We start from the raw sequence: 21,821 nt of genomic DNA on the forward strand, positions 1-21,821 counted from the left end.
ACAACAAAGAAAAGAGTATGGAGAGAATCCATACTCTTGCTAACATAGAAATGATTTAACGTAAGGAGTGTTTATAATGGCGCGTGTTTTATGTATTAACGCTGGATCAGAAGGACATATAAATCCAACTTTACCGGTTGTAGAAGAATTGATTTCTCGCGGTGAAGAGGTCGTTTATTTCTCAATAGAAGCTTTCAGGGAGCGGATTGAAAAGACAGGTGCTACTGTACGAACGATTGATGATCAAAAATTTATAAAAGCGTTTCTATCTGGAGGCAGAAATTATTTACAGGAAAGAATAAACGGTCTTCTACATACAGCGGATATTGTTATACCTAGTGTTCTAGAACAAATTGAAGGTGAACATTTTGATTACATAATTCATGATTCTATGTTTGGCTGTGGGCACTTAATTGCTCAAATTCTTAAACTGCCATCCATAAATTCATGTACATCTTTTGCGCAGGATGAAAAATCTTTTGAACAAATGTTAGGTCATCTGTCAAAAAATATTCCAGTAGAAATTCATGATAAAATACAGAATGATTTTCAAAACTTAACGAAGGGAATTGCTGAAAAATATGGTGTTGAAATAAAATCACAGTATGAAGTTTTCTGTAATCCTGCACCCCTTACTATTGTGTATACAATTAAGGAGTTCCAGCCTTTTGGTGATACGTTTGATGAAACATATAAATTTGTAGGACCATCTATCTCTGCACACGTGAAAAACAGAGACGTTGATTTTACTTCAATTGAAGAAAAAAGTCCGATTTATATTTCATTAGGTACTGTTTTTAATGAAGCGATTGACTTTTATAAACTGTGTATGAAGCCCTTTGAGAATAGTGAGCATACAATTGTTATGTCTATTGGTAATAAAACGAAAATAAGTGATCTAGGCGAAATTCCTAAAAACTTCATTGTGAAACACTATGTGCCTCAAACCGAACTGCTTACTTATACGAAACTATTTATTACACACGGCGGGATGAACAGTACGCATGAAGGACTATATAACGGGGTTCTGCTCGTTGTAATACCGCAAAGTGCAGATCAGCCAGCAATCGCAAAGCAAGTGGAGAGTCTTGGAGCAGGAGTTCAATTACATATGAATGAATTAACCGTGGAGAAATTGCGTGAAAGTGTGGAGTTAATTTTAAATAACCCTTCATATAAAGAGGCTGCTTTGAATTTGAAGGAATCATTCCGAACATCGGGTGGATATAAGGAAGCTGTTGATGAAATTTTTACATTTGTAGGTCAGTAATAAATATAAAGTTATACATGAAAAAAGTGTCTATATTAAATGATATAGACACTTTTCTGTTGTAAGAAGAGAAGAATTGTTTAAATGGAAAAAATGAAAATACTAAATGTGAATTTTGAGAACTAAGTCTACAATTTCTGCTGCACACTTTTATTTTATCCCGTATTAACCGACCGTAAAACCCCAACTAATTAAAGTTTTACTTTATGATTTCAGGATGTGGTTTTATATGTTAGTAATAATTTCACTGTTTCTGCACAACTTCTGCACATGCTTAGGCGAGTTCTATGTCATTATATATTCATAAAGTGAAATATTTCACAAGGAAAAAATATATTTTCACTGCGGTGTATGCATAATTAATACATACATCGGTACAAGTTTGTCTCTTGTTATTCTTTTACATCAAAGCCCACATTCCACTACAAAGTATAACAAGAAGGAGACATGAACATGAATAATCGATTTTTAAAACAACTACAAAACATGAAAATGAACAAAAAAAGTTTAGGAGCTGTAGCATTAACAGCTGGAATTATTAGTACGACACTTATTCCTCAAAATGCTTATGCGCACGGTTTTGTTGAAAAGCCCGGTAGCCGATCCGCTTTATGTAGTCCAACTTATGGTGCGCTAAATGTAAACTGCGGAAGTGTTATGTATGAACCACAAAGTTTAGAAGCTCCAAAAGGGTTCCCACAAGGTGGTCCAGTAGATGGACAAATTGCTTCAGCAGGCGGAAAATTTGGTGGTATTTTAGATCAACAAACAGCAAATCGTTGGTTTAAAAATACAATCACTGGTGGGGAAAATACATTTACTTGGAAGTATACTGCGCCTCACTTAACGAGTAAGTGGCATTACTATATTACTAAAAAAGGATGGAATCCAAATAAAGCGCTAACAAGAGCAGATTTTGAACCAATTGGAACTGTGCAACACGATGGTTCTGCAGCTTCAAATAATTTAACTCATAAAATTAATGTACCTACTGATCGTAGTGGATATCATGTGATTTTAGCAGTATGGGATGTAGCTGATACAGCAAATGCATTCTATAATGTAATTGATGTTAATCTTATTAATGATGTGAAACCAGACATAGAAGCGCCAAGTATTCCAAATGGACTTCAGACGAAAAAAGTAACAGCGAATAGTGTAGAACTAACATGGAACTCTTCTACGGATAATGTAGGGGTAAGAGGATATCAAATCTTCCGTAACGGAGAGATGATCGATACAATACTAGGCACTCATTTTATTGATAAGAAATTACAACCAAGCACAGAATACTCTTATACTGTAAAAGCAATTGACGCAGCTGGAAATGTATCGAAAGAAAGTACAGCGCTTACAGTAAAAACAACAGTTGCGACTCCTGATACAGAAGCACCAACACAACCAAAAGGATTACATAGTATGGGAACGACAGCATCAAGTGTGGATTTAATGTGGAGTCCATCTGACGATAACATTGGTGTAGACCATTATGATATTTATAGAGAAATAGAAGGATTAATGAAAAAGATTGCAACATCCAATACAACTTCTTATATGGATAAAAATCTGCTTGCTAATACTACTTATAAATATGTAGTGAAAGCTGTTGATGTAGCTGGAAATGAATCCGTACAGAGTGATATATTCACAATTACTACAAAAGATGAAAGCGCTTCATATGAAGCGTGGGATGCAAAAAAAGCATATAAAAAGGGAGATAGAGTTCTACACGAAGGAAAAGTATATGAAGCAGTCCAGAGTTATCAAGGAAATGGTGATCCAAACTGGATTTATGCATTATCATTATGGAAAACAGTGTAAGCTTTACCTAGGCATGAACTAAGAGATGATGGGCTTTGATGCAAAAGGGAATCTTGAGAATTCGCTTTTCTATTTATAAAAAAGACGACGTATTCAGCGTCGTCTTTTTTTCTAAATTTTACTTCCCTTCATTCAATGATGATAAGTCCCGTAATTAATTAAACTAAAGTGTTATTTTAATAAAATAGCGGGAAAAGGAGAGATTTATAGAAAAATCGTTGTGTATGATTCTAAAATGTTTTTGAAAATGTATGGAGTGAAATAAAAAGAACCCTTTGTAAAACGGGTTCTTTTGGTGCGTTAATCTATTAATTACAATCTTGATGATATTCATCACACGAATCTTTATTATCGTTACAGCAAATACAAAATGTTTTTTGCACAAATAAACTAACTATACTAGTAGGGCCTTCCTGTTTCGTAAAAGTAAGACTTTGAAAATCTTCAACTTGAAATATTTTTGTTTGAACAGGTTGTAATGTTGTAGTAATTGGGCGGCTAGATTTTCTTGTTAGAATAGTTACTTGAACGGGTGCACTCATCCCGACAACGAATAACTGAATTAATGTTTTATTATGATTGTTTGTGAAATCCTCAAATACAGTTTGTGGAGCGGTGGTTTCAAGGAAAACAGATAAAGGTATATTTCCATTTGCATTTTCTTCAGAACCAGTTATCGTATGAGTTTCAATAAAACAGTTATTTTTTTGATCGTTCGAATACGATTGGTTTTTATAATATTTTTTACCATCTTTATAAAAATAATTAGCCATAATTATTTTGCTCTCCTTTCTTTGGGATATCAATATATAGTATTAATTAAAAGGAAAGAGTGCTTGTACTAAAGAATAATATCCGCTCTTGAAAATAATTGAAAAAACAATTTGATATGCATACTATTTGAGAATGTTGTAGTTTCTAACTAAAAATAAGCACACATTAAAGTGTGCTCTAGATAAGAAAGGTAAGAATCTTATGAATGGAGAATCTCCATTCAATAGCATATGCTTGTCAAATTTTAAGGTGAAAACTTTTTAACAAGAAAGTTATTCAGAAAATTTTCCTGTGATGATAAAATTATATTTTTGATTTTAAATGTTTGGAATTATGGATGTCGAGATGGATTTTTAAAAAAATTATAGAAATTTAATTTTACTATAAATAAAGGAGCAGTTAGCCAAGTTTAACTAATCGATATATAGATATTATATTGAGTTATGTATTGTATTCGAGGAGGAATAAAGAATGTGTACGTATTGGGAAACGTATTTAGAGAATTCTCCGAGAAGCAAGAAAAAAATAAATGAGCCGTTAGCAAAAGCTAACGGCAAACAGGGATGTCATACTAGATGTATTTATAATATTAAAGAAATATTGATTTTTATTCAAATGGAGAGAAGTAGGCTATTAACATGGAGATGCATAAATTCATATCCTGTAAGTAGTAAATTAATGACGGGATAGATTGAAAATGGATGATCCGATTAAGGAGATAGTTGGTGCTTGGTTTGTTGCAGTAGGGACAATTATTGCTGCGGTTGGTAGTACACCTTTTAAAAAATTGAATGACGAATTAAGAAGAGATTTAAACGTATGGGGGAATGTATTACAGGCAACAGGGAACGGCCTAGAAGCTGATGGACAAGGGGAAATATCTCTTGAAAAAATCGGTAATGAAATCCAATCAATTGGTAATGTAACGGTTTTAACAGGACTCATTATAGAATTTGAAGATAATACACAAAAAAAAGTAGTGATTGCAGGGAATTGGATTCAAGCATTAGGTGGTATTACATCAATAGGTGGTGAATTAGAGGATAGTTCCGACATAGATGAATCGTATAACATTTTTGGGAATGTGTTACAAGCGACTGGAAATTCATTACAGGCAATAGGTGGAATAGATGAATTGAAAGCTAGTCGGGATAAAGTGGAAGAAATTTCGGAAGGAAATGAGGAGGATGGACAGATTATAGTGATTACGGGGAGCTGGATTCAAGCGGTTGGTTCAGTAGTTTCATTAATCGGTCAAATAAGAGAAGAAAGACAAGAGATTTTAGACAACAATTCATAGTGAGTTTAATAAAATATTCTTTTTAAAGTGAAAGCAAACAGAATATAGTGCGAATAGAAAACTAGAGAATGCCAATTTCATTAAGGGTGTTTTAAGACTATGTATGCTAGGTTCTTTGCTTTCAAGTTAAAAGTTCTTTCATTGGAATATTCACTAAAGAGACTTTCAAGTGAATAAGATACAGAGAGGTGACTATATGAATAAACAATATAGTCACCTTTCTATTATGATAACATTTTCGTCATAAGTATATGTGGAATGCTATCTTCCATGAATATATCAGAAGAAGTTTGATAGCCTAATTTTTTATAAAATCCTTCAGCTTGTGTTTGACCGTGTAGCTTCACTTTTGTAACTTGTTCGTTACGAGCAATTTCTTCTAACGTTTGAATGATAACTTTACCTAATCCGTATGTACGATAATCTTTTAAAATACAAATACGTTCTAATTTTCCGACACCATCAACAAATCGTATACGCCCTGTGCCTACAGGAAACTCATGATAATAAACTAAAATATGTTTACATTGCTCTCCGATTTCATCGAATATATCGAATTCATCTGCAAGAGGGACACCTTGTTCTTTTACAAATACTTCTTTTCGAATGTGAAAGGCAGTTTCTAAATCAGTAAGTTCTGTTATAAGTTTGGATTGCAAAATGTTCAGTCCTTTCTAGTGTAATCAGCTTGTGTTTTCATAGTATATCATAATAAAGTGCTATTAAGAGAAGATGAACATACTAAAAAGCCAACTTTAAAAAGTCAGCTTTTATTACAATTCCTTTATCCCATTTTTAGTGCCGATAATTGCTTTACTCGTCATACTTATAAACAATCCTGTTTCAACTACACCAGTAATCATTTTTAATTGGGTGTGTAAATGGGCAGGATTAGAAATATGATTAGAGAATATACAATCGATAATCATGTTATTGTTATCGGTTATATAGGTTTCATTATTTTTCAAACGTAATGTTGTTTGACACCCTAAAGACTGAATTTTATTTTCGGTTTGTTTCCATGAAAAAGGGATGATTTCAACAGGTAATGGAAAATTACCTAAATGTGTTACAAGTTTCGATTCATCAGCAATGATAATTAGTTCTTTAGAGGAAGAGGCAACGATTTTTTCACGAAGTAATGCACCACCACCGCCTTTTATAAGTTGTAAATTTGAATCAATTTCATCCGCTCCATCAATTGTAAAATCAAGACTTTGTACGTCGTTTAACGAAATTAGGGGGATATTTAGTTGCTGTGCTAATGCTTCAGTTTCCTTTGATGTCGGTACAGCTTGAAATGATAATCCTTCTTTTACATACTCACCTAATTTTTGTATTGTCCAATATACAGTAGAACCTGTACCAAGCCCAATCTTCATGCCATCATTTACAAAGTTAGCAGCATATTCGCCAGCGAGTTGTTTTAAATTCATTGCTTTACTCCGCCGGACGTGGCCCAGCATCAAGACTTGAATTTTCAACTGTAAGTACCGGACGAACGACTATATCTTTATGTACACGCATTTGACAAGATAATCGTAAATGATCTTCAATCCCTTTTTCCGTCATTGCATGTTTCTCATTCGCACTCGCTTCACAGAAATCACCTGCTAGTATTTCTACTCTACAAGTCGTGCAACGTGCATTCCCGCCGCAACGATGGAGAATGTTGACACCGCTATCTTCAATTGCTAATACTAACTTTGTTCCTTCTTTCACATCAAAAGTTCCCGCACCTTCAATTGTTAATTTTGGCAAATTTGTTCCTCCTCACGTAAAATTGTACATAACATATTTATGACCGCGAATTCTTGAACATAAACATTATTTTTTTATACCCCCGTAACTTTTTTAAATGTAGAATCGTTTATTAAGTAAGCGCTGAAAAGGAGTGGTTATTTTGTGCACAAAAGTAACTCATGTTTTAAAGAATCATATCGATATGAATCATTCAAATATAAATTTTTTAATTGAACAATATGGAGAGCTAAAAAGATACTGTACTTTTTTAACGAAAAACAAATGGGATGGGGAAGATCTCGCCCAAGAAACGGTGTGTAAAGTGCTTCAAAAATATAGAAATAAAGATATTTGTATGACACTCGTCTATAAAATAGCTAGAAATCGTTGGTTAGATCAGATGAAGTCTAAGTCTGTTCATGAAAAAATAAGAGAACAAATCACTGTTGAAGAACCACATGAGAACATTGCAGATTTGCATGAAATGGTAGGGAAAGTATTGTCTTCATTAAATGTACAGCAATCCGCAATTTTATTATTAAAAGATGTTTTTCAATATAGTATCGCTGATATTGCTAAATTGTGTTCTGTATCAGAAGGTGCAGTGAAAGCTTCTTTATTTCGGAGTAGAAATAGGCTGAAAACTGTAAGTGAAGAAGGGATCGAGATAGTCGAATTCACAGAGGATATTGAAGTTGTTGTAACGTCTATTCGTGAGGAAAGACCGGAATTGTTAACGAAACTTCTTCCGACAATAGATTTTACTAAGTTACCATCTAAACAGCCAGTCTTATTATTTAGTGTAAAAGAACCTTCTTCCTACAGTTGTATGCTTTGCGTTGCATAACAAGTATTGGGGGGATTTAAAATGAATGCAATTCCATATGTAGTAGAACAAACAAAATTAGGAGAACGTTCCTATGATATATATTCAAGGCTATTAAAAGACCGCATTATTATTATCGGTTCAGAAATTAATGATCAAGTAGCGAGTAGTGTCGTAGCTCAACTATTATTTTTAGAAGCAGAAGATGCAGAAAAAGATATATATTTATATATCAATAGCCCAGGAGGTTCAACGACAGCAGGTTTTGCAATATTAGATACGATGAATTTAATTAAACCAGATGTACAAACGCTATGCATGGGCTTTGCGGCATCATTTGGTGCATTGTTATTATTATCAGGAGCAAAAGGAAAACGGTTTGCGCTCCCTAACAGTGAAATTATGATTCATCAGCCGCTTGGTGGTGCACAGGGGCAAGCAACAGAAATTGAAATAACAGCAAAAAGGATATTAAAGTTAAAGCATGATATTAATAAAATGATTGCAGAAAAAACAGGCCAACCGATTGAAAGAGTAGCGCATGATACAGAAAGAGATTATTTTATGACCGCAGAAGAAGCTAAGGAATATGGAATTGTAGATGATGTTGTTACGAAAAAATAAGATGAAAAAGGCTAGAGGATATGTTAATTCTCTAGCCTTTTTATTAATCTTTTACCCATTCATCAACTAATGCTTGATTTTTTTTAATCCATTTTCGCGCAGCTTCTTCAGGATCTTTTGTTTTATTTAACATGACCATTAACGTACCAAGTTGTTCATCGGTCATTTTCCATTTATCAAAGTATTTTATAACATCTGGGTGATCTTTTTCGAAACCTTTACGAACGGAGTAATAAATGTCATCTTTTTCACCATATACTTTCTTAGGGTCTTTTAAATATTTTAAGTCAAATTCTGAAAAACCCCAATGCGGATTCCAAAGCGTAACAGCGATTGGTTTCTTTTTCGTATATGCTTTCTTTAATTCACTCATCATCGCAGCTTCTGAGGATTGGACAAGTTTTAGTTTTATATCATATTCTTTCATTGCTTTATTCGTTAAATTCATAAGACTACTACCAGGTTCGATACCGACAATTTTATTATCTAATTCATCTTTATGAGCATTTAAGTCTTCAATACTGTTAATATTTTTCACATAGGAAGGTACGACTAGACCAAGTCCAGTACCTTCGTACCATTTTGATTTTAAGACAATATCATCTTTATAACGATCGTTTAGCGGCTTATCCGTAACGGGTAGCCATACTTCTAAATTCGCATCAACATCACCACGAGCGACACCAGTCCAAATTGCGGCTTTTTCTAAATACATGAGCTCAACTTTGTAGCCTTTTTCTTCTAATAAAACTTTCCACATGTTTGCAGTTGCAATATTTTCTTTCCAACTTGTTACACCAAGTTTAATTTTTCCTTTCGAATTTGCATTTGTTGCATTACATGAAGTGAAAATCATAGTAATAAATAATGCAAGGCATATAAACCAAATTTTCTTTCGCATCGAAAACCTCCTAAGTAGTGTTTGCCTTATAAAATAAATGTATAAGTAAGCATTCTTATTATGAACGGAAACGAGAATTTTAAAGAAATCTTATGAATGTCATTTTTATGTAATATTTCTTTGCAAAATCGCAACACTATGTGAATAGATGGGTAGAAAAGGAGTAGTGACATGGATAATACAAAGGTGCGTGTTGAAAACGTAACAAAAGTATTCGGGAAACATCCGCAAAGAGCCCTTTCTTTATTAAAAGAGGGGAAAAGCAAATCGGAAATTTTAAAAGAGACAGGAATGAACGTTGGTGTAAAAAAAGCAACGTTTGAGGTATACTCTGGAGAAATTTTCGTTATTATGGGTTTGTCTGGTAGCGGGAAATCTACGCTAGTTCGTATGTTAAATCAATTGATTAAACCAACTGCAGGTCATATATACATAGATGGTGAAGACATCGCAACGATGGGAAAAGAAGAGTTACGGAGAGTAAGAAGAACGAAAATGAGTATGGTATTTCAGAAGTTCGCTCTATTTCCGCATCGTACGGTTATACAAAATGTTGCATATGGTTTAGAAATACAAGGGGTTTCGGTAGAAGAGCGAGAGAAAAAAGCGTTAGAATCGCTACAGTTAGTAGGACTCGATCATCATAAAGATAATTATCCAAGTCAACTTAGTGGTGGTATGCAGCAGCGCGTTGGAATCGCAAGAGCACTAACGAATAATCCAGATGTATTACTAATGGACGAGTCATTTAGTGCATTAGATCCACTTATTCGAAAAGAAATGCAAGATGAATTGTTAGAGTTACAAGATAAAATGGAAAAAACGATTATATTTATTACACATGATTTAGATGAAGCGCTTCGAATTGGGGATCGTATCGCATTAATGAAAGATGGAGAAATTGTCCAAATTGGAACGCCAGAAGAAATTATGATGAGCCCCGCTAATGAATTCGTAGAAAAGTTTGTTGCGGATGTGAATTTAGGAAAAGTAATTACAGCGGAATCTATATTAAAACGACCAGAAACTTTATTAATTGATCGTGGACCACGTGTAGCCCTTCAAATTATGAGGAATGCAGGTGTTTCAACTGTATATGTTGTCAATAAAAAGTATGAGTTTTTAGGTATATTAACCGCGGATGATGCGAGTAAAGCAGTTCAAAAACAATGGCCGATTGCTGATTTATTACTTAATGATATTCCGCATGTGTATTTAGATACTTTACTGGAAGAGACATATGCAAAAATGGCGGAGATGAAATATCCGTTACCAGTAATCGATGAGAAGAAAAGGCTAAGAGGAATTATTAAACGTGAAAGTGTCATTCAAGCTCTTGCAGGAAACATTGAGGAAGAGGTGAAAGACGATGAATAATATACCACGTATTCCTTTAGGAGAATGGGTCGACTCATTTGTTGCAAGTTTATATGAGCACCTTGAAGGCATATTCCGAGGGTTCTCTTATATTATCGGCGGATTCGTTGATTTACTCACTAATTTTTTAACAATAATACCGGCCATATTGATGATTATTATCCTTTGTTTCCTCATTTGGTACACAACGAGAAAAGTATCATTAATTATTTTTACACTAATCGGCTTATTGTTTATTTTAAATATTAACTACTGGGCACAAACGATGCAAACATTAGCACTCGTACTTACGTCTGTTATTATTTCAATTATTGTCGGAATTCCAATTGGAATATTAGCATCTCAAAATGAACGTTTTTCAAAATTTTTAAAACCAACATTAGATTTTATGCAAACAATGCCGGCATTCGTATACCTCATTCCAGCGATTACATTTTTCGGAGTTGGTGTAGTACCTGGAATTATTGCATCGGTAATCTTTGCAATGCCACCTACAATTCGTTTTACTGACTTAGGAATTAGACAAGTTCCAGAAGATTTAATTGAAGCAGCGAATGCATTTGGATCCACAGCATCACAAAAACTATTTAAAGTACAATTACCACTTGCAACCGGAACGATTATGGCTGGTGTGAACCAAAGCATTATGCTTTCGTTATCAATGGTTGTAACAGCGTCACTTGTAGGAGCTCCTGGGCTTGGAGTTGATGTATATCGCTCGGTAACACAAGTTAATATCGGAATGGGATTTGAAGCTGGATTAGCTATCGTAGTAATCGCAATTATATTAGACCGAATTACACAAGGGTTCCATACGAAAAGAAAATAATGACCAAAAAACACACTTTTATAATACAAAGTGTGTTTTTTATTGCATCCAGTTTACTTACGAACGATAACAGAACCTCCAGCTGGTGCACAAACTTGATTTTGCTGTTGTTCCATGGATTTAATTAATTGATTATTTTCTTCGATTAATGAGATTAATTTAGCTAACTGACTTTCAAGGCTAGCGATGCGCTGCATCATATATTGTGAATCATGATGCAATGTAGTCCTTACAGGATGGGGGAATAAACATACTGTTGATTTATATTTGGATTCCAATGAGGATGCATTTGAATCTTTCCTCCTTCAATAAATTACGGATCTTTCTTATAGTAAATGCCTATATATATTTAATGGTTACTTGAAATTTTTTCATTATAAAAGGAGTATGTACAGAAAATGGAAAATATTATATGTGAAGTTAAAGTGCATTTTTTGAAAAGATTCAAGCGAGATAGTGCGTATATTAATACATTTAAGTGAGTGCATGTTGTTTAGGGAGAAATGATGGGAGGAGATGCAATTTTGGCTAAAAATAAAAAAAGAAATGATGCTTTGGCAATAGGTGTCGGTATAGGGGTTGTAATCGGTGTATTTCAAGGGCACTTTACAAATAATTTAGTAATCGGAATTGTGATTGGGATTATAATTGGGATTGCGTTTTTGAAGAAATAATGAGGTGTAAATTCATTTCAAAGTTGCAGTATCAAAAGAATGAATATTCTGAATGTTAAACCTGTTTTTCCTTTTTTTGTGATATTATATATGAAAAGGATGGTGATGGATATGTCAACAAACAATCAAGTAGAACAAAACTGCTTCATTTGCGAAAAACATAAAGGAAATATTATAGTTCCAGGTGGAGCTATTTACGAAGATGAACTCGTTTACGTTGGACATGTCTACTGGGATAGTGAAGAATCATACCTAGGTTATGTAATGATAGATATAAAAAGACATGTACCTGGCCTCGCTGAACTAACAGATGAAGAAGCGAAAGCGTTCGGACTTATAACAAGTAGAGTAAGTAAAGCGCTAAAAGAAAGCGAAGGTGCAGAGCATATTTACACTTTTGTTTCAGGAAATGGTGTACCACATATGCAGGTGCACATTATTCCACGTTATCCGAATACACCAAAAGAATTTTGGTCACCAACCGAAGTAGCGAAATGGACTGGTGCACCATATGGTGATGAAGAGAAAATAAAAAAACTATGCGAAAGAATACGTAAGTATATGGTAAATGAGTATGCATACAACAAATAATAGAAAATATTCATGGGTTGGAAATAAGAAGATGTGTTTAGACGAAGTTTCAGTAAAACAATATGGTGATATCGTACTCGGAATATATGGCGGTAATATAAACGCTGGAGCAAAAAAGAATGAAGATGGTGCGTTAGTTTGGTCGAATGATGATTGGGAGTTTACAGCTATTTTAGATGGACATAATAGTGCGGAAAGTGTTGATTTAGTAGTAAATACAATCGAAAAAGAATATGAAAATATAAAAGTAATAATGAATGAATCGATTGATACAGTATTTCGATCTGTTGAAAATCATATACTTTCAATTTTTCAATCCTCTTCATTTAAAGAAAAATGCCAAAGAATTAAAGGTGAAACAGCTTGCTTACTATGTGTAAGAAAAGAAAATTATATATGGTGGCTTTCTATTGGTGATTGTTTAGTGTATGTATTTCATGAAGAGTTACATAAGTTAGGGCAATATGCATTAAATCAACGTCATTTTTACGAATGGATTGGAAATGTAAACACATTTGATTTACCTGTTCCTTGCTATTCATCAGGTATTCGTGAATTACGTACTGGAAAGAACCGAATTGTAATGGTGACAGATGGGGTATTAGAATGCGGGGAACGCCGATATGAAACGCCATTAAATCTGTATAATAATATGAATAGAAATAATATTAAACTTAAAGAAAATGTTCACAATGTTTTAGAACATGTTCATCATCAATTCGGACGAGATAGTGCGACCATTATTAGTTGGGATGTTGAAAATAAAGATAATGCTACGTATCCGAGTGATCAGCCGGAGAAAAGGTAAAGGAGGAGGCCTTTCTGTTTCTTTTGAAACTAATTGTCTTATTGTTATGGATTATAATTTTAATTTTTTTAGAAAAAATCGTGAGGAAGAAGTTAAATATACCGAGACAAACAGGATGGAATAGTAAATATGTCAGTCAATCACATAAATGGGGACAATGGATCATCATTATTTCTTATGTAGTACTTATGATGATAGGTTCAATTTGGAATCCAATATACATGACTTATATACCAATTTTCTTTTTTATGACGTTGTACATTTTTCAAGGATATATGCAGTGGAAATATGATAGTAAAGCAAAAGAATATATTATTTCGTTTGGAATTGTTCCGTTATTAATAATTACAGGTATTATTTTGAATGTATTCTATAATACGTATTGGTGATGGATGGTCATACAAATAAAGGGTGAGAAAATGATAAGACCACATTTACGGGCTGAAGTAATGATTGTAAACGACGAACATTCAAAAGTACTAGTACAATGTGATGAAAACGAATCATTTTATCGTTTTCCAGGTGGCTCTATTGAATTTGGTGAAACGTCAAAAGAAGCAATAATTCGAGAGTTAATAGAAGAATACGATTTGAAAGTTCATGTTCAAGAGTTAGCAATTGTAAATGAACACATTTTTGAGTGGGACAACGAAAAAGGTCATCATTGTACATTGATATATTGGGGGACTGTTGAAAAAATCATTACAAATGAAATAAGGCATAAAGAGCATGAGGATATTATATTAATTTGGAAAAGTCTAGAGGAATTACAGGAGAAGCCGACATATCCTGAAGGAATCATAAGTTATTTAGAAGGGGATAACCGTAATATAGTCCAATTTATTTCAAGTAATTAAATGAAATAATAGGAGGGGTGAAAATAGGAGCTTCTACTTTTTGGATTATAACTATTGTTTTTTGTATAGCTGTCTATTTTCTCGATAAGTTTTTAAGAAAAAAATTGAATATGCCCAAGGGTGGTTTTTGGGGATATAAGAAACATGTAAATAGTTTACATAAAAAATTGGAAATAGGACTACTTTTTATTTATTTAATAACTAGCTTTATGTTTATCTTTAAATTCGAAAGTGTTAATATTGCTTATGTCATTTTTACTTATTTAGGTGGGAAGTTAATCTTAAGAGCATTGATGGAATGGAAGTATGATAGAGAGTCGAAAGAATATATATTTTCGGTAATTGGGGTATTCACGTTTATTTTTATGACTTCGATACTATTTTACTTCTTTCCACCTGCTGTATAATAAAAAAATTGATAGTATAAATAATAAGATAACTAACGAATAAGAAACCATTTACTTAGGAATAAACGGTTTCTTATTCTGTGTATGAAATTCTGTCTTTTTCATTCAATCATTTATTTTAGCTAGTATGAATGTAATGAAATTTGTTTTGTCCTCCGCATACTTATGTTTATCAGTAGGATTAGCTTGTGAAAGTTGAATTTTTAATTGTTCATACTGTATACGAGATGTTTTATTGTCTATTAAGTAATCTCGAAATTGTAATTGTTCTATTAAATATTTATTTCCTTGTTCATACATATGAATTTGATGAGTTCGTGGCTCTCCTTTATTAAAATAGTATCTTTCAGGCAATACATCTTTTCTGTATTTATAATTTAGTAGTTCCAACTTTGCGATACATTGTATGCCAACTGCATTATCTTTTAGTTCTATTGCTATATCAATAATTGGCTTTGCACTTAAATATGGAATAGAAGTACTACCAATATGGTGTATCGCTAAAATATGTTCGCCAATTTGTTCCTCAATGATTTGCTTCTCTTTCATAAACTCAATTTCCCATTCTTCAGTCCACGGCACTAAAAACACTTTCCCATACGGTAAACCTAACATTTAATTAGCACCTCTTTCAAAATAGTTTTCAAAAAGTTTATTACATCTTCTTAAAACTCCTCAACACAAGAAACTCCCACAATCTCCAAGGAAGAATTTTCTTCGCGAAGATCATAAATTTCACACCTTTACCGATTGGATATCGTAAATTTGTACGCTTAGATTCAGCAATTTCTACAATTTTATTAGCAACCTCTATCGGATGACCAAATGTATCACTACCGCTATTAATATGTTTTTGTATTTTATCCATATATTCTTTGTAAGGAGATGTTGTATCAGATTGGTTTTCAGCTAGTTGTTTACCAACCTCCCATATATTTGTGTTGTAAGAACCAGGTTCAATTAAAGCGACGTCTATTCCGAAAGGTTTTAATTCTAAGCGAAGCGATTCACTCCAGCCTTCTAATGCATATTTTGAAGATACATAAGGAGATAAACCAGGAAATCCAACTTGGCCGCTAATGCTGCTTATATTAATGATTTTTCCGCTTTTTTGTTCTCTCATATATGGTAAAACAAGCTGGGTAATTGATATAGCTCCAAATAGGTTCGTTTCAAATTGTTTACGGTATTCCTCTACTGGAATTTCTTCTACAAAGCCGCCATTTGCATATCCTGCATTATTAACAAGAAGGTCTACTTTTTGTATTTCTTTTAAAAATAATTGGAAGTTATGTATAGAATTTTGATCGGTTACATCTAATTGTTGAACTTTTATATTTTGCTGTAAGTTAAGTTGAGTAACTTGAGATATTAAGTTTACTTGTTTTTCAAGGTTTCGCATTGTAGCGATAACTAAATAATCTTTTTTTGCGAGTTCGAGTGTAGTTAATAGTCCAAATCCACTTGAGGCTCCTGTAATTATTGCGATTTTTTTATTCATTTTCCGCCAGCTTTCTTTTTCTTTTATCATAACGAGTTATGATAAGAAAATCTATTATTCTTACATTTAGTATGAAATCAATTTGTATGTAAAAAAGGGGATTATAGGGAATGAGCGTATATAGAGTAGTGTATATTAATATGATAATGAAATGAGGGAAAAAAATGGTCCATGTGAAAGATGTATTAGCAGATCAGCTATTAGCGAATGCAAATGATCCTAGTTGGTATATGCCATTTTCCGATGCAGTTAAGGATTTATCTGAGAGGGAAGCTTGCTGGAAACCGAATGAAGAGAGTAATAGTATAGCTGAAATCGTACAACATTTACTGTATTGGAACTCTACGTGGCAAACTAGGTATAAAGAATCAAATGTGAATGCAGTACCCGCTATAGGAGATAATAACAAAAGTTTTATGCTTTCAGATAATCAAACTTTCGATGAATTACGGGAAAAACTATTAGAAAAACTGTTACAATGGCAAAATCTCATTAATGAAGAAAAGGTTGAAAGTGATGTAGTGGGATTTCCTGTTTCTGCAAAGTGGTGGGAAGTGTTAGCGAATGTAACAACTCATAATGCATATCATATTGGGCAAATTATTTACATCCGAAAATTACAGCAGAGCTTTGATAATGAATAAGATAATAGTTCTCAAATTAGGTGAACAAAAGTGGACAAAACGAGACATCTGTCTCATTTTGTCCACTTTTTTATTATGAAAGAAATGAGAAAACCCATGAAATCAAGGATTAGAATTTGGCATAGTACTTGCAATATAACAGACGAACAAGAAAATAGGAGGGCTGGACATGTTAAAAACAACTGAAAGTAAAGGGAATGAAATTACGAAAGAACAAGCTCGTTGGATGTATAAAAAAATGTTAGAGATTCGTAAATTTGAAGATAAGGTGCATGAATTGTTCGCGCAAGGCGTTCTGCCAGGTTTCGTTCATTTATACGCAGGTGAAGAAGCGGTAGCAGTTGGTGTATGTGCCCACTTAACGGAAAGTGACAGTATTACAAGTACACATAGGGGGCACGGACATTGTATCGCAAAAGGTTGTGATTTAAATGGTATGATGGCTGAGCTTTTCGGGAAAGCGACAGGGTTATGTAAAGGCAAAGGTGGTTCCATGCATATTGCCGATTTAGATAAAGGAATGCTTGGTGCAAATGGCATTGTAGGTGGCGGTTTCCCACTTGCTTGCGGTTCAGCATTAACAGCTAAATATAAAGGAACAAAGGATGTAAGTGTTTGCTTCTTCGGTGACGGAGCAAATAATGAAGGGACATTTCATGAAGGGGTTAATTTAGCAGCGATTTGGAAGTTACCGGTTATTTTTATCGCAGAAAATAATGGTTATGGTGAAGCAACTACATTTGAATATGCTTCAAGTTGTGATTCTATTGCCAATCGTGCAAAAGCTTATAATATTCCAGGTGTTCAAGTAGATGGAAAAGATCTTCTCGCTGTATATAAAGCTGCTGCAGAAGCAGTGGAACGTGCGCGTAATGGTGATGGTCCAACAATTATTGAATGTATGACATATCGTAATTATGGTCATTTCGAAGGTGAAGCGCAAACATATAAAACAACAGAAGAAAAAGAAGAACATTTAAATGAAAAAGATGCAATTGTGAATTTCCGTAAGCATTTAATTCATGAAGGTTTATTAACGGAATCTGAACTTGTTAATATGGAAAAAGCAGTAGATGATGCAGTACAAAGATCCATTGAATTTAGTGAAAATAGTCCATACCCAGAGGATGAAGAATTATTAAAAGATGTATACGTTTCTTACAAATAAGAGGAGGGTGAAAAATTATGACTAGAACAGTAAGTATGTCAACTGCAATTTCTGAAGCGATGAAAATCTCAATGCGTCGTGATGAAAATGTAATTTTAATAGGTGAAGACGTTGCAGGCGGTGCACAAGTTGATCACCTGCAAGATGATGAAGCTTGGGGTGGTGTTCTTGGTGTTACGAAAGGACTTGTACAAGAGTTTGGCCGAAATCGTATATTGGATACACCAATTTCTGAAGCGGGTTATATGGGAGCTGCGATGGCAGCTGCTGCAACTGGGTTACGTCCGATAGCTGAGTTAATGTTTAATGATTTTATCGGTAGTTGTCTTGACCAAGTATTAAACCAAGGTGCGAAATTCCGTTATATGTTTGGAGGTAAAGCAAAAGTACCCGTTACAGTACGTACGATGCATGGCGCTGGTTTTAGTGCAGCAGCTCAACATTCACAAAGTTTGTACGCATTATTTACGAGCATACCAGGTATTAAAGTTGTTGTTCCTTCCACACCGTATGATGCAAAAGGCTTATTATTAGCGGCAATTGAAGATGATGATCCAGTAATCTTCTTTGAGGATAAAACACTTTACAATATGAAAGGTGAAGTGCCAGAAGGATACTATACAATTCCATTAGGAAAAGCAGATATTAAACGGGAAGGTTCTGATGTAACAATTGTCGCAATCGGAAAGCAAGTTCATACAGCGCTTGCAGCTGCAAAGCAATTATCGAAAAAGGGGCTTGAAGTAGAAGTAATTGATCCACGATCTTTATCACCGCTTGATGAAGATACTATTTTATCATCTGTTGAAAAAACAAATCGTCTTATCGTCATTGACGAAGCGAATCCTAGATGTAGTATTGCAACAGATATTGCGGCAATTGTAGCGGATAAAGGTTTTGATTTGTTAGATGCACCTATTAAACGAATTACAGCACCACATACACCTGTTCCGTTCTCACCACCACTTGAAAAGTTGTATTTGCCAACGCCAGAAAAAGTAATTGAAACTGTATCAGAAATGATTGGAGACCAATCTTTATTACATGTGTAATAAAACGATGAGAAGGGAGAGAGACACATGGCTGTAGAAGTTGTAATGCCGAAGTTAGGTATGGCGATGAAAGAAGGTATTATTACGAGCTGGAATATTAAAGCAGGCGATAATGTAGCAAAAGGAGAACTGATCGCTAGTATTAACTCAGAAAAAATTGAAACGGAAATTGAAGCACCCGCTGATGGTACGGTACTTGATATAGCTGTAAGTGAAGATGAAGGAGTGCCGCCTGGTACTGTAATTTGCTACATCGGTAAACCGAATGAAAAGGTAGAAATGCAGGAAAGCACACATGTTGTAGAAGAAAAAACATCTAATATAGAAGTACAAAATGTACAAAATCAAGAAGCAAATGGGAAAGAAGTATCGAAGCAAAGAATTAAAATTTCACCTGTAGCCAAGAAAATTGCAAAGTCTGAAAATCTGGATATCAAGGCATTAGTTGGTACAGGTCCTGGCGGAAGGATTACAAAGGCAGATGTATTAAAAGTACTTGAGGTAAGAGTAAACGTTCCGGAAATATCTGAACGAGAAGAAAGTAAAGCGGTTCCTGTTACTGGTATGCGTAAAGCAATCGCAAATCGTATGCACGCAAGCTTACAAAATAGCGCACAATTAACGTTAACGATGAAAGTAGATGTAACAGATTTAGTTGCTTTACATAAAGAAATAGCAGAAGTTGTACAAAAAAGATATGATAACAAACTAACCATTACGGATTTCGTCTCTCGTGCTGTTGTATTAGCGCTTGGGGAGCATAAAGAAATGAACAGCGCTTATATAGATGATGCAATTCATCAATTTGAACATGTTCATTTAGGCATGGCAGTCGCATTAGAAAAAGGATTAGTCGTTTCGGCTATTCGCTTTGCAAATAATTTATCTTTAGTAGAGTTGTCTAAAGAGATTAAGAATGTGGCACAAAAGGCACGAGCAGGTAGCTTAAGTAGTGATGATATGCACGGAACGACATTTACAATTAGTAATTTAGGTAGCTTTGGTATTGAATATTTTACGCCGGTATTAAATACACCTGAAACTGGTATTTTAGGTGTAGGTGCAATTGAACATGTTCCTGTATATAAAGGGAAAAAACTAAGAAAAGGAAGTATGTTACCTTTAAGTTTAACATTCGATCATCGTGTATTAGACGGTGCACCAGCAGCTGCATTTTTACGCACAATTAAACATTATTTAGAAGAACCTATAACAATTCTTTTATAAAGAGAAGGTGAGAGAATGAGTAAATTAGTTGTTATTGGGGGCGGACCTGCTGGCTATGTAGCAGCAATTACCGCGGCTCAAAATGGCAAAGATGTCACTCTTATTGATGAAGCTGACCTTGGCGGAACATGTTTAAATGTTGGGTGTATGCCTACGAAATCACTGTTAGAAAGTGCTGAAGTACATGACATTGTGAGAAAAGCGAATGATTATGGAGTTACGATTAATACAGAAAATATCTCAATTGATTGGGGTCAAATACAGGCGAGGAAATCACAAATCGTAAAGCAACTCGTCCAAGGAATACAATATTTAATGAAGAAAAATAAAATTAAAGTTGTAAAAGGAAAAGCGAAATTCGAAACGGATCATCGTGTGCGAGTTGTACAAGGAAATAAAGAAGAAGTAATTGATGGAGGGAGCTTTATTATTGCAGCTGGTTCCGAACCTACAGAATTACCATTCGCTCCGTTCGATGGAAAATGGATTTTAAATAGTAGCCATGCAATGTCTCTTGAGAGTGTACCATCTTCATTGTTAATCGTTGGCGGTGGTGTAATAGGATGTGAGTTTGCAAGTATTTATAGTAGACTCGGCACAAAAGTATCGATAGTTGAGATGGCACCGCAATTACTACCTGGTGAAGATGAAGATATCGCGAATATTTTAAGAGAGAAATTAGAAAAAGATGGTGTGGAAATTTTTACGGGAGCAGTTTTAAAAGGATTAAATAACTATAAGAAGCAAGCTTCATTTGAATACGAGGGAATTACTCACGAAGTAACTCCAGAATTTGTTCTTGTTTCTGTAGGAAGAAAACCACGAGTACAACAATTAGGATTAGAAAAGGCAGGAGTTCAGTTTTCAAATAAAGGGATTGCTGTGAATGAACATATGCAAACGAACGTATCACATATTTACGCAGTTGGTGATGTGATCGGTGGAATTCAGCTTGCTCACGTTGCCTTCCATGAAGGAACGACAGCAGCATTACACGCAAGCGGAGAAGACGTGAAAGTAAATTATCACGCTGTTCCCCGTTGTATATACACAGCTCCAGAAATAGCTAGTGTCGGGTTAAGTGAAAAAGGTGCAAGAGAACAATATGGTGATATTCTCATTGGAGAATTCCATTTTACAGCGAACGGAAAAGCTCTTATTTTAGGAGAACAAACGGGTAAAGTAAAAGTCATTGTGGAACCTAAATACCAAGAAATTGTAGGGATTTCTATTATCGGTCCTCATGCAACTGAACTTATTGGTCAAGGGACCGTAATGATTCATACAGAAGTTACCGCTGATATAATGAGAGATTATATTGCAGCGCATCCAACCTTATCTGAAGCGATTCATGAAGCATTATTGCAAGCTGTAGGACAGGCTGTACATGCTTAAATCGAATTATAATAAACCACTATTCTCTAAAT

The 21,821-nt window shown here is 34.3% G+C and carries 26 protein-coding genes and 1 pseudogene; 19 read left to right on the forward strand and 8 right to left on the reverse strand.

Annotated features, from left to right (window positions below; genetic code table 11):
• The first annotated feature begins 76 nt into the window (after nucleotides 1-76).
• Both ACYFX0_RS25860 and ACYFX0_RS25865 read left to right on the forward strand, forming a co-directional pair.
• Nucleotides 77-1,270, forward strand: coding sequence for a macrolide family glycosyltransferase (locus ACYFX0_RS25860; RefSeq protein ID WP_460272008.1), 1,194 nt, complete (start codon nucleotides 77-79; stop codon nucleotides 1,268-1,270).
• Between the two features lie 453 nt (nucleotides 1,271-1,723).
• Complete coding sequence (locus ACYFX0_RS25865) at nucleotides 1,724-3,091, forward strand: lytic polysaccharide monooxygenase (RefSeq protein ID WP_106082110.1); 1,368 nt, start codon at nucleotides 1,724-1,726, stop codon at nucleotides 3,089-3,091.
• A gap of 308 nt (nucleotides 3,092-3,399) precedes the next feature.
• On the opposite strand, the gene ACYFX0_RS25870 is transcribed toward ACYFX0_RS25865, so the two are convergent.
• Nucleotides 3,400-3,864: a hypothetical protein gene (locus tag ACYFX0_RS25870; protein ID WP_000024965.1), complete on the reverse strand. Its 465-nt coding sequence runs from the start codon at nucleotides 3,862-3,864 to the stop codon at nucleotides 3,400-3,402.
• A gap of 472 nt (nucleotides 3,865-4,336) precedes the next feature.
• Between ACYFX0_RS25870 and ACYFX0_RS25875 the strand changes: the two genes are divergently transcribed.
• Together ACYFX0_RS25875 and ACYFX0_RS25880 are read left to right on the forward strand one after the other, a co-directional pair.
• The gene (locus tag ACYFX0_RS25875) at nucleotides 4,337-4,555 is read left to right on the forward strand and encodes a hypothetical protein (protein ID WP_000337734.1); all 219 of its coding nucleotides are present in this window, start codon (nucleotides 4,337-4,339) and stop codon (nucleotides 4,553-4,555) included.
• 7 nt (nucleotides 4,556-4,562) lie between these two features.
• Complete coding sequence (locus tag ACYFX0_RS25880) at nucleotides 4,563-5,165, forward strand: DUF6944 family repetitive protein (RefSeq protein WP_016098621.1); 603 nt, start codon at nucleotides 4,563-4,565, stop codon at nucleotides 5,163-5,165.
• Between the two features lie 224 nt (nucleotides 5,166-5,389).
• Here the strand turns inward: ACYFX0_RS25880 and ACYFX0_RS25885 are convergent, their stop codons facing one another.
• The 3 genes from ACYFX0_RS25885 to ACYFX0_RS25895 all read right to left on the reverse strand — a co-directional run bounded on the left by ACYFX0_RS25885 (nucleotide 5,390) and on the right by ACYFX0_RS25895 (nucleotide 6,926).
• A complete protein-coding gene (locus tag ACYFX0_RS25885) occupies nucleotides 5,390-5,824 on the reverse strand; it encodes a GNAT family N-acetyltransferase (protein WP_001190875.1) in 435 nt (144 codons plus the stop codon).
• A gap of 114 nt (nucleotides 5,825-5,938) precedes the next feature.
• Nucleotides 5,939-6,601: a ribose 5-phosphate isomerase A gene (gene rpiA / locus ACYFX0_RS25890; protein WP_106082109.1), complete on the reverse strand. Its 663-nt coding sequence runs from the start codon at nucleotides 6,599-6,601 to the stop codon at nucleotides 5,939-5,941.
• 4 nt (nucleotides 6,602-6,605) lie between these two features.
• A complete protein-coding gene (locus ACYFX0_RS25895; protein ID WP_001125391.1) occupies nucleotides 6,606-6,926 on the reverse strand; it encodes a 2Fe-2S iron-sulfur cluster-binding protein in 321 nt (106 codons plus the stop codon).
• Nucleotides 6,927-7,068: 142 nt separating this feature from the next.
• On the opposite strand from ACYFX0_RS25895, the gene ACYFX0_RS25900 reads away from it, so the two are divergent.
• Together ACYFX0_RS25900 and clpP are read left to right on the forward strand one after the other, a co-directional pair.
• Entirely contained in the window at nucleotides 7,069-7,755 is a 687-nt protein-coding gene (locus ACYFX0_RS25900; RefSeq protein ID WP_000337517.1) for an RNA polymerase subunit sigma-70, read from the forward strand.
• Nucleotides 7,756-7,776: 21 nt separating this feature from the next.
• The gene (gene clpP, locus ACYFX0_RS25905) at nucleotides 7,777-8,358 is read left to right on the forward strand and encodes an ATP-dependent Clp endopeptidase proteolytic subunit ClpP (protein ID WP_000991620.1); all 582 of its coding nucleotides are present in this window, start codon (nucleotides 7,777-7,779) and stop codon (nucleotides 8,356-8,358) included.
• 43 nt (nucleotides 8,359-8,401) lie between these two features.
• Here clpP and ACYFX0_RS25910 read toward each other — a convergent pair whose 3' ends face one another.
• The gene (locus ACYFX0_RS25910; RefSeq protein WP_001227626.1) at nucleotides 8,402-9,259 is read right to left on the reverse strand and encodes a glycine betaine ABC transporter substrate-binding protein; all 858 of its coding nucleotides are present in this window, start codon (nucleotides 9,257-9,259) and stop codon (nucleotides 8,402-8,404) included.
• A 171-nt stretch (nucleotides 9,260-9,430) separates the two neighbouring features.
• Between ACYFX0_RS25910 and ACYFX0_RS25915 the strand changes: the two genes are divergently transcribed.
• The gene (locus ACYFX0_RS25915; protein WP_000370608.1) at nucleotides 9,431-10,636 is read left to right on the forward strand and encodes a quaternary amine ABC transporter ATP-binding protein; all 1,206 of its coding nucleotides are present in this window, start codon (nucleotides 9,431-9,433) and stop codon (nucleotides 10,634-10,636) included.
• On the forward strand, nucleotides 10,629-11,465 hold the full coding sequence (locus tag ACYFX0_RS25920; protein ID WP_001059837.1) for an ABC transporter permease: 837 nt from the start codon (nucleotides 10,629-10,631) through the stop codon (nucleotides 11,463-11,465). Before ACYFX0_RS25915 ends, ACYFX0_RS25920 begins: the two co-directional genes overlap by 8 nt.
• A gap of 53 nt (nucleotides 11,466-11,518) precedes the next feature.
• On the opposite strand, the pseudogene ACYFX0_RS25925 reads toward ACYFX0_RS25920, so the two are convergent.
• Nucleotides 11,519-11,754: pseudogene (locus ACYFX0_RS25925) on the reverse strand (hypothetical protein).
• 217 nt (nucleotides 11,755-11,971) lie between these two features.
• Between ACYFX0_RS25925 and ACYFX0_RS25930 the strand changes: the two are divergent.
• The 6 genes from ACYFX0_RS25930 to ACYFX0_RS25955 all read left to right on the forward strand — a co-directional run bounded on the left by ACYFX0_RS25930 (nucleotide 11,972) and on the right by ACYFX0_RS25955 (nucleotide 14,802).
• On the forward strand, nucleotides 11,972-12,139 hold the full coding sequence (locus tag ACYFX0_RS25930; RefSeq protein WP_000508401.1) for a hypothetical protein: 168 nt from the start codon (nucleotides 11,972-11,974) through the stop codon (nucleotides 12,137-12,139).
• A gap of 90 nt (nucleotides 12,140-12,229) precedes the next feature.
• Nucleotides 12,230-12,730 (forward strand): HIT family protein, encoded by a 501-nt coding sequence (locus tag ACYFX0_RS25935; protein ID WP_142398827.1) that lies wholly within the window; start codon nucleotides 12,230-12,232, stop codon nucleotides 12,728-12,730.
• Nucleotides 12,714-13,538: a PP2C family serine/threonine-protein phosphatase gene (locus ACYFX0_RS25940; protein ID WP_106082108.1), complete on the forward strand. Its 825-nt coding sequence runs from the start codon at nucleotides 12,714-12,716 to the stop codon at nucleotides 13,536-13,538. The genes ACYFX0_RS25935 and ACYFX0_RS25940 overlap by 17 nt, the downstream gene beginning before the upstream one ends.
• Before the next feature lie 23 nt (nucleotides 13,539-13,561).
• Complete coding sequence (locus ACYFX0_RS25945) at nucleotides 13,562-13,927, forward strand: DUF4181 domain-containing protein (RefSeq protein WP_000767737.1); 366 nt, start codon at nucleotides 13,562-13,564, stop codon at nucleotides 13,925-13,927.
• 30 nt (nucleotides 13,928-13,957) lie between these two features.
• Nucleotides 13,958-14,395, forward strand: a complete 438-nt coding sequence (locus tag ACYFX0_RS25950) for an NUDIX domain-containing protein (RefSeq protein WP_000620904.1) — start codon at nucleotides 13,958-13,960, stop codon at nucleotides 14,393-14,395.
• A gap of 23 nt (nucleotides 14,396-14,418) precedes the next feature.
• Nucleotides 14,419-14,802 carry a DUF4181 domain-containing protein gene (locus ACYFX0_RS25955; RefSeq protein ID WP_041488163.1) on the forward strand — a complete coding sequence of 128 codons (384 nt, stop codon included), beginning with the start codon at nucleotides 14,419-14,421 and terminating at the stop codon, nucleotides 14,800-14,802.
• 105 nt (nucleotides 14,803-14,907) lie between these two features.
• On the opposite strand, the gene ACYFX0_RS25960 is transcribed toward ACYFX0_RS25955, so the two are convergent.
• Together ACYFX0_RS25960 and ACYFX0_RS25965 are read right to left on the reverse strand one after the other, a co-directional pair.
• Nucleotides 14,908-15,417, reverse strand: a complete 510-nt coding sequence (locus ACYFX0_RS25960; protein ID WP_000901210.1) for a GrpB family protein — start codon at nucleotides 15,415-15,417, stop codon at nucleotides 14,908-14,910.
• Between the two features lie 40 nt (nucleotides 15,418-15,457).
• Entirely contained in the window at nucleotides 15,458-16,303 is an 846-nt protein-coding gene (locus tag ACYFX0_RS25965) for an SDR family oxidoreductase (RefSeq protein ID WP_460272009.1), read from the reverse strand.
• A 164-nt stretch (nucleotides 16,304-16,467) separates the two neighbouring features.
• Here ACYFX0_RS25965 and ACYFX0_RS25970 point away from each other — a divergent pair, with 164 nt between their 5' ends.
• The 5 genes from ACYFX0_RS25970 (at nucleotide 16,468) to lpdA (ending at nucleotide 21,789) form a co-directional block, all read left to right on the forward strand.
• Nucleotides 16,468-16,947, forward strand: coding sequence for a DinB family protein (locus ACYFX0_RS25970; RefSeq protein ID WP_000233788.1), 480 nt, complete (start codon nucleotides 16,468-16,470; stop codon nucleotides 16,945-16,947).
• Nucleotides 16,948-17,116: 169 nt separating this feature from the next.
• Nucleotides 17,117-18,115, forward strand: coding sequence for an acetoin:2,6-dichlorophenolindophenol oxidoreductase subunit alpha (gene acoA, locus ACYFX0_RS25975; protein WP_460272010.1), 999 nt, complete (start codon nucleotides 17,117-17,119; stop codon nucleotides 18,113-18,115).
• Between the two features lie 17 nt (nucleotides 18,116-18,132).
• A complete protein-coding gene (gene acoB / locus ACYFX0_RS25980; RefSeq protein ID WP_460272011.1) occupies nucleotides 18,133-19,167 on the forward strand; it encodes an acetoin:2,6-dichlorophenolindophenol oxidoreductase subunit beta in 1,035 nt (344 codons plus the stop codon).
• Between the two features lie 27 nt (nucleotides 19,168-19,194).
• Nucleotides 19,195-20,394 (forward strand): dihydrolipoamide acetyltransferase family protein, encoded by a 1,200-nt coding sequence (locus ACYFX0_RS25985; RefSeq protein ID WP_106082106.1) that lies wholly within the window; start codon nucleotides 19,195-19,197, stop codon nucleotides 20,392-20,394.
• Nucleotides 20,395-20,409: 15 nt separating this feature from the next.
• Nucleotides 20,410-21,789, forward strand: coding sequence for a dihydrolipoyl dehydrogenase (gene lpdA / locus ACYFX0_RS25990; protein ID WP_000041184.1), 1,380 nt, complete (start codon nucleotides 20,410-20,412; stop codon nucleotides 21,787-21,789).
• The last annotated feature ends 32 nt before the right edge of the window (nucleotides 21,790-21,821 follow it).

This window comes from Bacillus sp. NEAU-Y102, from assembly GCF_054788175.1.

Excerpts from the sequence above, each read along its gene's own strand:
- ACYFX0_RS25935 (WP_142398827.1), top strand. The coding sequence starts at position 12,230 with ATGAAAAGGATGGTGATGGATATGTCAACAAACAATCAAGTAGAACAA.
- ACYFX0_RS25940 (WP_106082108.1), top strand. The coding sequence starts at position 12,714 with ATGCATACAACAAATAATAGAAAATATTCATGGGTTGGAAATAAGAAG.
- clpP (WP_000991620.1), top strand. The coding sequence starts at position 7,777 with ATGAATGCAATTCCATATGTAGTAGAACAAACAAAATTAGGAGAACGT.
- ACYFX0_RS25985 (WP_106082106.1), top strand. The coding sequence starts at position 19,195 with ATGGCTGTAGAAGTTGTAATGCCGAAGTTAGGTATGGCGATGAAAGAA.
- ACYFX0_RS25860 (WP_460272008.1), top strand. The coding sequence starts at position 77 with ATGGCGCGTGTTTTATGTATTAACGCTGGATCAGAAGGACATATAAAT.
- rpiA (WP_106082109.1), bottom strand. The coding sequence starts at position 6,601 with ATGAATTTAAAACAACTCGCTGGCGAATATGCTGCTAACTTTGTAAAT.
- ACYFX0_RS25915 (WP_000370608.1), top strand. The coding sequence starts at position 9,431 with ATGGATAATACAAAGGTGCGTGTTGAAAACGTAACAAAAGTATTCGGG.
- acoA (WP_460272010.1), top strand. The coding sequence starts at position 17,117 with ATGTTAAAAACAACTGAAAGTAAAGGGAATGAAATTACGAAAGAACAA.
- ACYFX0_RS25950 (WP_000620904.1), top strand. The coding sequence starts at position 13,958 with ATGATAAGACCACATTTACGGGCTGAAGTAATGATTGTAAACGACGAA.
- ACYFX0_RS25880 (WP_016098621.1), top strand. The coding sequence starts at position 4,563 with ATGGATGATCCGATTAAGGAGATAGTTGGTGCTTGGTTTGTTGCAGTA.
- ACYFX0_RS25865 (WP_106082110.1), top strand. The coding sequence starts at position 1,724 with ATGAATAATCGATTTTTAAAACAACTACAAAACATGAAAATGAACAAA.
- ACYFX0_RS25910 (WP_001227626.1), bottom strand. The coding sequence starts at position 9,259 with ATGCGAAAGAAAATTTGGTTTATATGCCTTGCATTATTTATTACTATG.
- ACYFX0_RS25920 (WP_001059837.1), top strand. The coding sequence starts at position 10,629 with ATGAATAATATACCACGTATTCCTTTAGGAGAATGGGTCGACTCATTT.
- ACYFX0_RS25970 (WP_000233788.1), top strand. The coding sequence starts at position 16,468 with ATGGTCCATGTGAAAGATGTATTAGCAGATCAGCTATTAGCGAATGCA.
- acoB (WP_460272011.1), top strand. The coding sequence starts at position 18,133 with ATGACTAGAACAGTAAGTATGTCAACTGCAATTTCTGAAGCGATGAAA.
- ACYFX0_RS25875 (WP_000337734.1), top strand. The coding sequence starts at position 4,337 with ATGTGTACGTATTGGGAAACGTATTTAGAGAATTCTCCGAGAAGCAAG.
- lpdA (WP_000041184.1), top strand. The coding sequence starts at position 20,410 with ATGAGTAAATTAGTTGTTATTGGGGGCGGACCTGCTGGCTATGTAGCA.
- ACYFX0_RS25965 (WP_460272009.1), bottom strand. The coding sequence starts at position 16,303 with ATGAATAAAAAAATCGCAATAATTACAGGAGCCTCAAGTGGATTTGGA.
- ACYFX0_RS25870 (WP_000024965.1), bottom strand. The coding sequence starts at position 3,864 with ATGGCTAATTATTTTTATAAAGATGGTAAAAAATATTATAAAAACCAA.
- ACYFX0_RS25960 (WP_000901210.1), bottom strand. The coding sequence starts at position 15,417 with ATGTTAGGTTTACCGTATGGGAAAGTGTTTTTAGTGCCGTGGACTGAA.
- ACYFX0_RS25930 (WP_000508401.1), top strand. The coding sequence starts at position 11,972 with ATGGGAGGAGATGCAATTTTGGCTAAAAATAAAAAAAGAAATGATGCT.